Source organism: Leclercia adecarboxylata (assembly GCF_023639785.1).
In the GTDB taxonomy this organism is placed as follows: domain Bacteria; phylum Pseudomonadota; class Gammaproteobacteria; order Enterobacterales; family Enterobacteriaceae; genus Enterobacter; species Enterobacter adecarboxylatus_D.
Genome location: NZ_CP098325.1, coordinates 1,543,999 through 1,558,354, shown reverse-complemented (window position 1 = coordinate 1,558,354; position 14,356 = coordinate 1,543,999). Strand labels below are relative to the sequence as shown.

Annotated in this window: 10 protein-coding genes; 3 read left to right on the top strand and 7 right to left on the bottom strand. The window is 53.5% G+C overall.

Annotated features, from left to right (window positions below):
• Positions 1-11: 11 nt before the first annotated feature.
• From NB069_RS07265 to NB069_RS07235, 7 genes are all read right to left on the bottom strand, one after another.
• Entirely contained in the window at positions 12-2,276 is a 2,265-nt protein-coding gene (locus NB069_RS07265; RefSeq protein WP_250588739.1) for a ComEC family protein, read from the bottom strand.
• Positions 2,277-2,489: 213 nt separating this feature from the next.
• On the bottom strand, positions 2,490-2,777 hold the full coding sequence (gene ihfB / locus NB069_RS07260) for an integration host factor subunit beta (protein ID WP_039029484.1): 288 nt from the start codon (positions 2,775-2,777) through the stop codon (positions 2,490-2,492).
• Positions 2,778-2,897: 120 nt separating this feature from the next.
• Positions 2,898-4,571, bottom strand: coding sequence for a 30S ribosomal protein S1 (rpsA, locus tag NB069_RS07255; RefSeq protein WP_032617357.1), 1,674 nt, complete (start codon positions 4,569-4,571; stop codon positions 2,898-2,900).
• A 111-nt stretch (positions 4,572-4,682) separates the two neighbouring features.
• Positions 4,683-5,366 carry a (d)CMP kinase gene (gene cmk / locus NB069_RS07250; RefSeq protein ID WP_039029485.1) on the bottom strand — a complete coding sequence of 228 codons (684 nt, stop codon included), beginning with the start codon at positions 5,364-5,366 and terminating at the stop codon, positions 4,683-4,685.
• A 183-nt stretch (positions 5,367-5,549) separates the two neighbouring features.
• Positions 5,550-6,833: a 3-phosphoshikimate 1-carboxyvinyltransferase gene (gene aroA / locus NB069_RS07245; protein ID WP_250588738.1), complete on the bottom strand. Its 1,284-nt coding sequence runs from the start codon at positions 6,831-6,833 to the stop codon at positions 5,550-5,552.
• Between the two features lie 69 nt (positions 6,834-6,902).
• On the bottom strand, positions 6,903-7,991 hold the full coding sequence (gene serC / locus NB069_RS07240; RefSeq protein ID WP_250588737.1) for a 3-phosphoserine/phosphohydroxythreonine transaminase: 1,089 nt from the start codon (positions 7,989-7,991) through the stop codon (positions 6,903-6,905).
• A gap of 162 nt (positions 7,992-8,153) precedes the next feature.
• Positions 8,154-8,846, bottom strand: coding sequence for a YetF domain-containing protein (locus NB069_RS07235; protein ID WP_250588736.1), 693 nt, complete (start codon positions 8,844-8,846; stop codon positions 8,154-8,156).
• A 138-nt stretch (positions 8,847-8,984) separates the two neighbouring features.
• Here NB069_RS07235 and ycaO point away from each other — a divergent pair, with 138 nt between their 5' ends.
• The 3 genes from ycaO (at position 8,985) to pflB (ending at position 14,341) form a co-directional block, all read left to right on the top strand.
• Positions 8,985-10,745: a 30S ribosomal protein S12 methylthiotransferase accessory factor YcaO gene (ycaO, locus tag NB069_RS07230; protein WP_250588735.1), complete on the top strand. Its 1,761-nt coding sequence runs from the start codon at positions 8,985-8,987 to the stop codon at positions 10,743-10,745.
• Positions 10,746-11,149: 404 nt separating this feature from the next.
• On the top strand, positions 11,150-12,007 hold the full coding sequence (gene focA / locus NB069_RS07225) for a formate transporter FocA (protein WP_250588734.1): 858 nt from the start codon (positions 11,150-11,152) through the stop codon (positions 12,005-12,007).
• 51 nt (positions 12,008-12,058) lie between these two features.
• Positions 12,059-14,341 carry a formate C-acetyltransferase gene (pflB, locus tag NB069_RS07220; RefSeq protein ID WP_250588733.1) on the top strand — a complete coding sequence of 761 codons (2,283 nt, stop codon included), beginning with the start codon at positions 12,059-12,061 and terminating at the stop codon, positions 14,339-14,341.
• Positions 14,342-14,356 lie beyond the last annotated feature (15 nt).

The following is a 14,356-nucleotide window of genomic DNA, read 5'->3' as shown; positions in this document are numbered from 1 at the left end:
AGCCGCATATTCTACCCGTTATCTACGGGCGCGCCAAACCACTGATGATACCAACGGGGCAAAATTTGATCCCGTAAGCTATGGATTTGCCAGCCATGTTGTGAAAACGAGACGGTAAGTTGTCCAGAACGGGGGGTTGTTAACCAGAGATACCCCTCCTTTGTGTAACGTCGAGCCACTTTGACCGAGGGCAGTCGCCACGCGTTATAGCGGGATGCAGACACCAGGGCGATACGCCCACCCACGCGCTGCACCAGCGGAAGTGACGATGAAGTATTACTGCCATGGTGCGGCACCTGGATAAGTGTAGACGCAAGATATTGCCAGTGACGACTGAGCATCGCTTTTTCTCCCTGCGCCTCAATATCTCCTGTTAACAACACGCTATGGCTGCCGTCCTCAATTTTAACCACGCAGGAACCGTTATTGCCCTGTTGCGATGGAATGGCAAGAGGCCAATGCGCGCTGAAGGTCAGGCCCCGCCAATGCCAGCGCTCCCCGCGCACGCAGGGGTCATGCCCGGCCCAGCCCAGCGGGCTTCTTATCCACATTTCAGGCCACGCCTTGCGTAGCGAGACCAGGCCTCCGATGTGGTCGAGGTGCTCATGGCTGACTATGACCCCTTCCGGGCGTAAATGGTGCCACCGTAGCCAGGGAATAATCAGCTGTTGCGCGCTGTCTCCGCCTGGCCATGCCGGACCGGTGTCATAGAGAATCACCCTCCCCTGACGCTCGATTGCCATTGCCAATCCCTGCCCGACATCCAGCATATGCACCGCCCAGCCCTCTGTTTTGTTTTCTCGCCACAGCGGACTGGTTGCCAGCACCAGTATCACTACACAGACCACCGGCCAGGCACGCGCGCCGCGCAGCCGCCAGGCAATGATTGCTCCCCAGGGCAACAGGGTCAGCCACATCCAGCGTTTATCGACCGTGATCCAGCCGTCGGGCAGCGTGGTTAAAAATCCAAATAGCAGCGACAGTGAGCCATCCGCCAGAGCCCAGACCCTGTTTTCTGCCAGTGACCACGCCAGCAGATGCAGCCCCATCCCCAGCAAAATAAGCGGCACAGAGATGAAGGTCACCAGCGGCACCGCCACCAGGTTCGCGACCAGCGACGACAGGCTAAAACCATGAAAGACAATAATCTGCACCGGCAGCAACAGTAAAAGCATGCCGAGCTGCAGGTGCAGCAGGTTAACCACGGCTCTGAATGCCCGGGGAGCGGACAAACGTGGTGCGGGCACCCACTGATACCAGAAAATCAGCGCCGCTACCGCAAAGGCAGACAGCAACAGGCTGTGCGACAGTACGGCCAGCGGATCGGCCAGCAAAATGGCGGCGATGCAGACTCGCCATATCTGCCAGGGGGACCAGAGGCGGCCGCTCAGTTGCAATGCCAGACAGGCTCCCAGCGATAAGACGGTGCGCAACGCGGGGGGCTGCATGCCGGTAAGCCAGGCATAAAAGGCGGCGAAGCAGAACCCCGCAACCAGCGGGGCTCGCCAGCTCACCCAACGCCCCGGGATAAAAAATTGTATGCCCCGCACCAGGAGCCAGATAACCGACGCCGCCAGCGCAATGTGCAGACCCGAAATCGCCATGAGATGCGCGGTACCGGTTTCCCGCATCAGATCTTTGACGTCTGCCGTGACTGCCAGCCGCTCCCCCATGCCCAGTCCCAGCAGAACCGGCCCCCAGGAATAACCAGAGAGCGTGCTTGTCAGCGAGGCGAGATAGCGGGCGCGCAGGCTACAGCGGGCATCCGTCACCTCGGCGTGGGTAAACCGCCCGGTCAGAGGTTGATGCTGCGCCAGGGCATAGCGCTGGGAATCAAATCCGCCATCGTTGAGTTGTCCGTGAACGGCCCTTAGCGATAAGGTCATCGACCAGCGCTGCCCGGCGCAACCCGGTTGCGGCAACGTGTTGCCATACAGCGCGACGCCCACAGCAGGCACCACCGCTCTCCCATCAAGCTCGATAATGCGGGCCCTATACGTCGTATCGTTCTCAACCGCGACGATTTCGACCCCGGCTTTCTGCGGACCTCGGGTCAGATTCTGCATTGGCCAGACCGCACTTTGGGCAGCCAACGTTCCCCAGGCGAAGAAAAGCAGCCAGAAGCCGCTGTAGCGGGCAATATTATGGCGAATGAAGGCGAGGAGAAATCCGGCACCCACTATGGCCTGGATAACCGGCAGTGCAGGCAGCGCGGGTAGCCAGAGCAGCGGCAGGATAGCCAGGATCAGACATGTCGCTAACGACGTTAAACGCATTTACACCTCCCTGTGTCAGGGCAGTGTGCGGTCAGACGTTACGTCTGTCAGGTGTGAAATCAGGCGGTTGCGACGCAGGCTGGCATAAATCGACGGCGTGCAGCAAAAGGCCGTGAAATTTGCGGCGCGGATTCCGGAGCAGAAGTGGAGAAACAAAAAAAGCACCCGCAGGTGCTTTTCTGATGGTCACTCAGTTTCGCCCGCAGGCCAAACTCAGTTGCCGTAAATATTGGCGCGATCGCGCAGTTCTTTACCTGGCTTGAAGTGCGGAACGTATTTACCTTCCAGCTCTACTTTGTCGCCAGTCTTCGGGTTACGCCCGGTGCGTGGTGCACGATAGTGCAGAGAAAAACTACCGAAACCGCGGATTTCAATGCGCTCGCCCTGTGCAAGAGTGGTAGCCATATGCTCCAGCATCTCTTTTACAGCGTCTTCCACTGCTTTCGCAGGTATATGCGATTGCTGGCTGGCAAGTCTTTCAATCAATTCTGACTTGGTCATGATTCCTCCGGTTCCTTCAAACCAATTAGCTAAACAGCTTAAACAAGGGCGGCCGTAGCCGCCCTTTGTTATTGATTACAGGACGAATCCTGCAATCTGTCAAGTCACTCTACGAGTAACTTATTCGCCTTTAGCTGCTTTGAAAGCTTCAGCCATTGCGTTGTTAGAGAAGTTTGCATCTTCCTGTTTGTTAACAGTTGCGATTGCATCTTTCTCATCAGCTTCGTCTTTAGCACGAACAGACAGGCTGATTGCACGGTTCTTACGATCAACGCCGGTGAATTTAGCTTCAACGTCGTCGCCTACGCTCAGAACCAGAGTTGCATCTTCAACGCGGTCACGTGAAGCTTCAGAAGCGCGCAGGTAACCTTCAACGCCGTCAGCCAGTTCTACGGTTGCGCCTTTCGCGTCAACTGCAGTCACTTTACCGTTTACGATTGCGCCTTTCTTGTTCAGTGCAACCCAGTTGTTGAACGGATCTTCTGCGAGCTGTTTAACGCCCAGGGAGATACGCTCACGCTCTGCGTCAACCTGCAGAACAACTGCTGCGATTTCGTCGCCTTTTTTGTATTCACGTACTGCTTCTTCGCCTGCAACGTTCCAGGAGATGTCAGACAGGTGAACCAGGCCGTCGATGCCGCCGTCCAGGCCGATGAAGATACCGAAGTCAGTGATAGACTTGATTTTACCTTCAACACGGTCGCCCTTGTTGTGGGTTTCCGCGAACTGCTGCCATGGGTTGTTTTTGCACTGCTTCAGGCCCAGGGAGATACGACGACGTTCTTCGTCGATATCCAGAACCATAACTTCCACTACATCACCAACGTTAACAACTTTGGATGGGTGGATGTTTTTGTTGGTCCAGTCCATTTCGGAAACGTGAACCAGGCCTTCAACGCCTTCTTCGATTTCAACGAAGCAGCCGTAGTCGGTCAGGTTGGTAACGCGACCAGTCAGTTTAGTACCTTCTGGGTAACGTTTAGCGATAGCAACCCATGGATCTTCGCCCAGCTGTTTCAGGCCGAGGGATACACGAGTACGCTCGCGGTCGAACTTCAGCACTTTAACAGTGATTTCGTCGCCCACGTTCACGATTTCGCTTGGGTGCTTAACGCGTTTCCACGCCATGTCGGTGATATGCAGCAGGCCATCAACGCCGCCCAGGTCAACGAATGCGCCGTAGTCAGTGAGGTTTTTAACGATACCTTTGACTTCCATGCCTTCCTGCAGGTTTTCCAGCAGCTGATCGCGTTCTGCGCTGTTTTCGGATTCGATAACGGCACGACGGGAAACAACAACGTTGTTACGCTTCTGGTCCAGCTTGATTACTTTGAACTCAAGCTCTTTGCCTTCCAGGTGCAGGGTGTCACGAACTGGACGAACGTCTACCAGTGAACCTGGCAGGAACGCACGAATACCATTCAGCTCAACAGTGAAGCCGCCTTTAACTTTGCCGTTGATAACACCGACCACAGTTTCAGCTTCTTCGTAAGCTTTTTCCAGCGTGATCCAAGCTTCGTGACGTTTAGCTTTCTCACGGGACAGCAGGGTTTCACCGAAGCCGTCTTCTACTGCATCCAGAGCAACGTCAACTTCGTCACCAACCTGGATTTCCAGCTCGCCCTGGGCGTTTTTGAACTGCTCTGCCGGAATGGCAGACTCAGATTTCAGACCGGCGTCAACCAGTACAATATCTTTGTCGATAGCAACAACAACACCACGAACGATGGAACCCGGACGGGTTTCGATTTCTTTTAAGGATTCTTCAAACAGTTGAGCAAAAGATTCAGTCATGTTTAATCTTCAGGTTAATATTAACGTCCACCTGGCTCCGTGCCGGATGGGGTTGTTTCACATACCCGCCGTCAATCCATTGCAGCGGGGGTACTGCTAAATCTGTCGCGGTTACGCGATTGCCAGTTTTTGGCGCGCATATTGTAGCGCTTTTTCAATCACTTGCTCAATAGTTAAACTGGTAGAATCCAGAACTAATGCATCATCTGCGGGAACAAGCGGTGCAACGGCGCGATTACGGTCGCGATCGTCGCGCTCTTTTATCTCAGACAAAAGACGTTCAAAGTTAACACTAAAGCCCTTTTCCTGCAACTGTAGCATGCGGCGCTGCGCGCGCTCTTCCGAGGAAGCGTCAAGGAAAATTTTCACCGGCGCATCAGGGAAAACTACGGTTCCCATGTCGCGTCCGTCGGCGATCAGGCCGGGTGCATCGCGGAAAGCGCGCTGGCGGCGTAAAAGCGCCTCGCGAACGCGCGGAAAAGCGGCAACCTGAGAGGCGGCGTTCGCCACTTCCTGGGTGCGGATCTCACCGCTCACATCTTCCCCTTCGAGGATCACTTCCAGATTGCCGTTGGTGGAGACAAAACGCACATCCAGATGGGCGGCCAGCGGTACCAGCGCCTCTTCAGAGGCGACATCAACATGATGGTGCAATGCAGCCAGCGCCAGCACACGATAGATTGCGCCCGAATCTAAAAGATGCCATTGCAGTGCTTCCGCCATCGCTTTGCACAGCGTGCCTTTACCTGCGCCACTTGGCCCGTCAATGGTGATAACCGGGGCAATTGCCGTCATCTTTTTCTCCTTAAATTAGGCATACCGTTGTGTGAACGCCGCGCATTATACGCGCCAACGTGCACAACTGTTACCTTTGCGTGCAAATTACGGAATGATTGAAGCTGAGTGTAGAAGAAATGGACGACGGCAACGTCAGGAAGCGTAAGTAAATGCCGCACCGGGCGGTGCGGCATGGGTTTATCAGGCCAGGGTACTGATGCGCGCCAGCTGGTCGAAATAGTCCGGGAAGGTTTTCGCGGTACATTTCGGATCCAGAATGGTGACCGGCGTATCCGACAGCGCCACCAGCGAGAAGCACATTGCCATGCGGTGATCGTTATAGGTGCCAATCTCCGCAACCTGCAGTTTCGCCGGAGGGGTTACGCGAATGTAATCTTCGCCCTCTTCCACTTCGGCGCCGACTTTACGCAGCTCGGTCGCCATAGCGAACAGGCGATCGGTCTCTTTCACGCGCCAGTTGTAGATATTACGCAGCGTGGTGGTGCCTTTGGCAAACAGCGCCGCGGTGGCAATGGTCATCGCCGCATCGGGGATATGGTTCATGTCCATATCAATGGCATTCAGCTCGCCGTGAGTACAGGAGATAAAGTCATCACCCCAGGTCACGATGGCCCCCATTTTCTCGAGCACATCGGCAAAGCGGATATCCCCCTGCACGCTGTTACGGCCAATACCGGTCACTTTTACCGTGCCGCCTTTAATGGCACCCGCCGCCAGGAAGTAGGAGGCCGATGAGGCATCACCTTCTACCAGGTAATTACCCGGCGTCTGGTACTGCTGGCCCCCGTGCACCACAAAACGCTGGTAGTTCTGGTTGTCGACCTCAACGCCGAAGGTTTTCATCAGGTGCAGCGTGATATCAATGTACGGTCTGGAAACCAGGTCACCCTTAATGGTGATAATGGTATCCTGAGGTGCCAGCGGCGCGGTCATCAGCAGTGCGGTCAGAAACTGGCTGGATACGCTGCCGTCTACCGCCACTTCGCCGCCGCTAAAGCCACCGCGCAGACGCAGCGGCGGATAGTTTTCCTGTTCCAGATAATCGATCTGCGCGCCGCCCTGACGCAGCGCATCCACCAGATGGCCAATCGGGCGCTCTTTCATGCGCGGTTCGCCGGTCAGCACGATGTCATTGCTGCCCAGACACAGGGCCGCTGCCAGCGGGCGCATCGCCGTACCGGCATTGCCAAGGAACAGCTCCAGCGCGTCAGCGGAGTGCAGCGCACCGGCGTTGCCGGTGACTTCGCAACGGGTACGATCGGCGGACAAGGTATAGTGGACTCCCAACGCTTTCAGCGCATTGAGCATATGGCGAACGTCATCGCTGTCCAGCAGGTTAGTGAGAACAGTGGTGCCGTTTGCCAGCGCTGCCAGCAGCAAGGCGCGGTTCGAGACACTTTTTGAACCAGGCAGATTAATGGTGCCATCCACCCGCGCAATAGGTTGTAACGTCAGGGATTCCATGAAATTTAATTCTCAATTCAACATAATAAAAACCCCGCAGCCAGGCCGCGGGGGTGAACACGGGCGCGATTAACCGTGACGACGTTCGAAGTCGGTCATGAAGTCGGTCAGAGCCTTAACGCCTTCGAACGGCATGGCATTATAGATAGACGCACGCATTCCGCCGACCACACGGTGGCCCTTCAGGGCATGCAGACCCGCAGCGAAAGACTCTTCCAGGAACAGCTTATCGAGATTGCTGTCGGCCAGCTGGAACGGCACGTTCATGCGGGAACGGTTCGCTTTGGCGACGTCATTGCGGTAGAAGTCGCTGCCGTCGATCACGCTGTAGAGTAGCTCAGACTTCTGCTGGTTGATCTTGTCCATTTGCGCCACACCGCCGTTGTTTCTGAGCCACTTGAAGACCAGGCCAGAGAGATACCATGCGAAGGTTGGCGGGGTGTTGAACATTGAGTCGTTATCGTTCAGCACGCTGTAATCCAGAATCGACGGACAGGCTTTGTGGGCTTTACCCAGTAAATCTTCACGTACGATAACAATCGTCAGGCCGGCCGGGCCGATATTTTTCTGTGCACCTGCGTAGATCACGCCGTAACGGCTGACATCCAGCGGGGAAGAGAGAATGGTAGAGGAGAAGTCCGCGGTCACAACCACTTCATCGCCAAAGGCTGGCTCTTCGTGGATGGCAATACCGTCGATGGTTTCATTCGGGCAGTAGTGCAGGTAGGCCGCATCCCCGGAGAGCTGCCATTCGCTCATCGGTTTCACGGCACGCAAACCGTCAACGGTGACTTTGGCATCGATGACGTTCGGGGTGCAGTATTTATGCGCTTCTTTTACCGCGCTCGCCGCCCAGTAACCGGCATCAACATAGTCCGCCGTAGTTTTGTCGCCCAGCAGGTTCAGCGGGATGCCCGCAAACTGACCGCGGCCACCGCCATGGCAGAATAATACTTTGTAGTTTGAGGGGATGTTCAGCAGGAAACGAAAATCTGCTTCAGCCTCTTCCGCTACCTGAATAAACTCTTTACCACGATGGCTGACTTCCATCACTGACGTGCCAAGACCGTTCCAGTCACACAGCTCCTGTTGAGCCTGTTTGAGCACATCCGCCGGTAACATTGCCGGACCTGAACTAAAATTATAGACCTGAGCCATTTCCCCTCACCACGCTAAAAGCCATAAGTTATAACTGTGGATATCGGTTTTATCATTCAGTGACACGCGCCGCAATGTCTAAAACTTATGACCCAGGAAATGTGCCCGCCGTCACACAATAGATTCTGCCAGCGAGCTGTCACAAAACCGACAAAATGGCTGTCAGGCAATGCGTTTGGCCCGGCTAACCTTCGACCATTCTGGATTCGCGCAGCGTGGGCACAATTTATGATCTCCGGCGGCCATGGCCTCAATGTGACCACAGCGTACGCAGGCGTATTCCTGTGACGAAGGAACATGGGTGTACCGCTCAACGTATTCAGCCGGCAGGATACATAATCCAGGCTTTACGTCTTCATTGGCATAGTAATAAATACTGATCTGGCCATTCGTTTCCATAATGGCCAGCCGAATCTGCCCGAGATGTTCAACGCTGCTGTTGCGAAGCTCCATAAAAAACTCAAATTCGGTCATATTGGCGCCTTTGACCTTATCCCAGGCCAGTTTGCCCTCTTCGATGATGACGACAGGCTTACCTTCCAGCAAATCCTCCAGCTTTTCGCTTTTGGACATGAGCCACATGACCAGCCGGTAGAGCACGGCCAGCGAAATAAAAACGACGAACACCGGTACCATCGGCACATCGTCATAAAACGCCACGTCCCCGGCCGCCGACCCCAGCGTCAGAATGATTAACACTTCAAAGAGCGACATCTGGCGCACACCGCGCCGCCCGGTAAGTTTAAGAAACAGAAAAACCAGTATAAAGGTGTAGAGACTTCGCAGCGCGACCTCGCCTAAAAACTCAACGGGTACTTTATCGAAGGCCATTCGTTGAAGATCGAATGCTTTCATTTTTATATTCCTTTACAGTGAGTTACTGAGTACAAGCATAGCTCAGCCATTTATTTTCGCCGAAAGCGCCCGGAAGATAGCGCCTGCCATGCAAAACCCGTATCATTGCGCGCTTTCCGTACGATATAAGTGATCGCCATGACTCAAACGTTTATCCCCGGCAAAGACGCCGCTCTGGAAGATTCCATCGCTCGCTTCCAGCAAAAACTGACCGATTTGGGCTTTAACATCGAAGAGGCCTCCTGGCTTAATCCGGTTCCCCACGTCTGGTCTGTGCATATTCGCGATAAAGAGTGTGCGCTGTGCTTTACCAACGGCAAAGGCGCGACCAAAAAAGCGGCGCTGGCCTCTGCGCTGGGTGAGTATTTTGAGCGTCTGTCCACCAACTATTTCTTTGCCGATTTCTGGCTGGGCGACACCGTGGCGAATGGCCCGTTTGTTCACTACCCGAATGAAAAATGGTTCCCGCTGACCGAAGATGACGAACTGCCGGAAGGGATCCTCGACGATCGGCTGCGCGCCTTCTACGATCTGGACAATCAGCTGACCGCCAGCATGCTGGTCGATCTGCAGTCAGGTAATGAAGATCGCGGTATCTGCGCCCTGCCGTTTACCCGCCAGTCTGACGAGCAAACCGTCTATATTCCGATGAACATCGTCGGTAACCTGTATGTTTCTAACGGTATGTCCGCCGGTAACACCCGCAACGAAGCGCGCGTACAGGGTCTGTCCGAGGTGTTTGAGCGTCATATCAAAAACCGTATTATCGCGGAATCCATCAGCCTGCCGGAGATCCCGGCTGACGTGCTGGCCCGCTACCCGGGCGTGGTGGAGTCCATCGCCAAACTGGAAGACGAAGGCTTCCCAATCTTCGCTTACGACGGCTCCCTGGGCGGTAAGTATCCGGTCATCTGCGTGGTGCTGTTCAACCCGGCGAACGGCACCTGCTTCGCCTCCTTCGGGGCACACCCTGACTTCGGCGTAGCGCTGGAGCGTACCGTTACCGAACTGCTGCAGGGCCGTAGCCTGAAAGATCTCGACGTGTTCACACCGCCGACGTTCGATGACGAAGAAGTGGCTGAACATGCCAACCTGGAAACACATTTCATCGACTCCAGCGGTTCTATCTCCTGGGATATGTTCAAGCAGGACGCGGATTATCCGTTTGTTGACTGGAGCTTCTCAGGCACGACAGAAGAAGAGTTCGCCACGTTGATGGCAATCTTTAATGCCGAAGATCAGGAAGTGTATATCGCCGATTACGAGCACCTGGGCGTTTACGCCTGCCGTATTCTGGTGCCAGGCATGTCTGACATCTATCCGGTGGAAGATCTGTGGCTGGCGAACAACAGCATGGGTGCGCACCTGCGCGAAACCCTGCTGGCCCTGCCTGAGAGCGCGTGGGAGAAAGAGGACTATCTGAACCTTATTACCCAACTGGACGACGAAGGTCACGACGACTTTACCCGCGTACGTGAATTACTGGGTCTGGCAACGGGCAAAGACAATGGCTGGTACACCCTGCGTATTGGCGAACTGAAAGCGATGCTGGCCCTGGCGGGCGGCGATCTCGAACAGGCGCTGATCTGGACAGAATGGACCATCGAGTTCAACGCCTCGGTGTTCAGCGCAGAGCGTGCGAACTACTACCGTTGTCTGCAGACCCTGCTGTTGCTGGCGCAGGAAGAAGATCGTCAGCCGCTGCAGTACCTGAACGCCTTTACCCGCATGTACGGTGCCGAAGCGGTAGAGAACGCCAGTGCAGCCCTGAGCGGCGAAGCGCCATTCTATGGCCTGCAGGCAGTAGACAGCGATCTGAAAGCCTTCCCTGCGCATCAGTCGTTGCTGAAAGCCTACGAGAAATTGCAGAAGGCCAAAGATGCGTACTGGGGTAAATAAGGTTACATAACATTACAAACAGTAGGCGAATACAATCACCTACGTTATATTACGGGGCAATTTTATTGCCCCGTTTTTATTTGTCCGGCGATAAATTTTTAATTGTAATAATTAAGTTAAATATTGGTAGCTATAATAATAGCTGCCAGACGGTTATTGTTAATTTTTATATGGAATACTCAATTCTAATTAACTGTCGCAAAAAGGTCGGGAGAAAAAAATCAAATCATTTTGTAACTTTTAAAATTTATTTTTATTTGGATAATCAAATACTTACTCCGCATTTGCTGTAAAACCACGCACTTTGCGGGCCTATAAGCCAGGCGAGATATGATCTACATCAATTTCTCTTCTATAATGCTTTGTTAGTATCTCGTCGCCGACTTAATAAAGAGAGAGTTAGTGTGAAAGCTGACAACCCTTTTGATCTATTACTCCCAGCTGCGATGGCAAAAGTTGCCGAAGAAGCGGGTGTCTATAAAGCAACGAAACAACCGCTGACGACGTTCTTCCTGGCGATTACTGCCGGGGTGTTCATCTCCATTGCCTTTGTTTTCTATATCACTGCAACCACCGGTACAGCGGGGATGCCTTTCGGTATTGCTAAGCTGATTGGCGGCATCTGTTTCTCACTGGGTCTGATTCTGTGCGTGATTTGCGGCGCCGACCTCTTTACGTCCACGGTTCTTATTGTCGTAGCGAAAGCCAGCGGCAGGATCACCTGGGGCCAACTGGCCAAAAACTGGCTCAACGTTTACGTTGGCAACCTGGTTGGCTGTCTGCTCTTTGTTCTGTTGATGTGGTTGTCGGGTGAATATATGACCGCCAACGGCGCATGGGGACTAAACGTCCTGCAAACCGCCGACCACAAAGTACACCATACATTTATTGAAGCCGTTGCTCTTGGCATCCTCGCAAACCTGATGGTCTGCCTGGCGGTCTGGATGAGCTACTCCGGACGCAGCCTGATGGACAAAGCCATGATTATGGTTCTGCCTGTCGCGATGTTTGTCGCCAGCGGCTTTGAACACAGCATTGCAAACATGTTTATGATCCCTTTCGGAATCGTAATCCGTGACTTTGCCAGCCCGGAGTTCTGGACCGCCATCGGTTCAAGCCCGGAAAATTTCTCTCACCTGACCGTTATGAACTTCATTACTGATAACCTGATCCCAGTCACAATCGGGAACATTATCGGCGGTGGTCTGCTGGTTGGGTTGACATACTGGGTCATTTACCTGCGTGGCGATAACCACCATTAATGGTTCTCTCAGGCAGTAAATAAAAAATCCACTTAAGAAGGTAGGTGTTACATGTCCGAACTTAATGAAAAGTTAGCCACAGCCTGGGAAGGTTTTGCCAAAGGTGATTGGCAAAATGAAGTCAACGTTCGTGACTTCATCCAGAAGAACTACACCCCATATGAAGGTGACGAATCCTTCCTGGCCGGTGCTACCGACGCGACCACTGCCCTGTGGGACAGCGTTATGGAAGGCGTTAAGCAGGAAAACCGCACTCACGCGCCTGTTGATTTCGACACCTCCATCGCGTCCACTATCACTTCACATGACGCGGGCTATATCAACAAGTCCCTCGAGAAGATCGTTGGTCTGCAAACTGAAGCGCCACTGAAACGTGCAATTATCCCGTTCGGTGGTATCAAAATGGTTGAAGGTTCCTGCAAAGCGTACAATCGCGAGCTGGACCCAATGCTGAAAAAAATCTTCACCGAATACCGTAAAACCCATAACCAGGGTGTATTCGATGTTTATACCAAAGACATCCTGAACTGCCGTAAATCTGGCGTTCTGACCGGTCTGCCAGATGCGTATGGCCGTGGCCGTATCATCGGTGACTACCGTCGCGTTGCGCTGTACGGTATCGACTTCCTGCTGAAAGACAAATATTCCCAGTTCCTGTCACTGCAGTCCGATCTGGAAAATGGCGTAAATCTGGAAGCGACTATCCGTCTGCGTGAAGAAATCGCTGAACAGCACCGTGCGCTGGGTCAGATCAAAGAGATGGCAGCGAAATACGGTTGCGATATCTCTGGTCCTGCGACCAACGCTCAGGAAGCTATCCAGTGGACCTACTTCGGTTACCTGGCCGCGGTTAAGTCTCAGAACGGTGCAGCAATGTCCTTCGGCCGCGTATCCACCTTCCTGGATGCGTACATCGAACGTGACCTGAAAGCAGGCAAAATCACTGAACAAGATGCTCAGGAAATGATTGACCACCTGGTCATGAAACTGCGTATGGTTCGCTTCCTGCGTACCCCTGAGTATGATGAACTGTTCTCTGGTGACCCAATCTGGGCAACTGAATCCATCGCCGGTATGGGCGTTGATGGCCGTACCCTGGTGACCAAAAACAGCTTCCGCTTCCTGAACACCCTGTACACCATGGGGCCATCTCCGGAGCCGAACATCACCGTTCTGTGGTCTGAAAAACTGCCACTGAACTTCAAAAAATTTGCCGCTAAAGTGTCCATCGACACCTCTTCTCTGCAGTACGAGAACGATGACCTGATGCGTCCTGACTTCAACAACGATGACTACGCTATCGCTTGCTGCGTAAGCCCAATGGTTGTTGGTAAACAAATGCAGTTCTTCGGTGCGCGTGCAAACCTGGCGAAAACCATGCTGTACGCAATCAACGGCGGCGTTGATGAAAAACTGAAAATGCAGGTTGGTCCTAAGTCTGAGCCGATCAAAGGCGACGTGCTGAACTATGACGAAGTCATGGATCGTATGGATCACTTCATGGACTGGCTGGCTAAACAGTACGTCACCGCACTGAACGTCATTCACTACATGCACGACAAGTACAGCTATGAAGCTTCTCTGATGGCACTGCACGACCGTGACGTGGTTCGCACCATGGCATGTGGTATCGCAGGTCTGTCCGTTGCTGCTGACTCCCTGTCTGCAATCAAATATGCGAAAGTTAAACCAATTCGTGACGAAGACGGTCTGGCTGTTGACTTCGAAATCGAAGGCGAATATCCGCAGTTTGGTAACAACGACGCTCGCGTTGATGACATGGCGGTTGACCTGGTAGAACGTTTCATGAAGAAAATTCAGAAACTGACTACTTATCGTAATGCTATCCCGACTCAGTCTGTTCTGACCATCACCTCTAACGTTGTGTATGGTAAGAAAACCGGTAACACCCCAGACGGTCGTCGTGCTGGCGCGCCATTCGGACCAGGTGCTAACCCAATGCACGGTCGTGACCAGAAAGGTGCAGTGGCCTCTCTGACCTCCGTTGCGAAACTGCCGTTTGCTTACGCTAAAGATGGTATCTCCTACACCTTCTCTATCGTTCCAAATGCGCTGGGTAAAGACGACGAAGTGCGTAAAACTAACCTCGCGGGTCTGATGGATGGTTACTTCCACCACGAAGCGTCCATCGAAGGTGGTCAGCACCTGAACGTGAACGTAATGAACCGTGAAATGCTGCTCGACGCGATGGAACACCCTGAGAAATATCCTCAGCTGACCATCCGTGTATCTGGCTATGCAGTGCGTTTCAACTCACTGACTAAAGAGCAGCAGAAAGACGTTATTACCCGTACTTTCACTCAGTCCATGTAAGTGGTTTTGACTGAA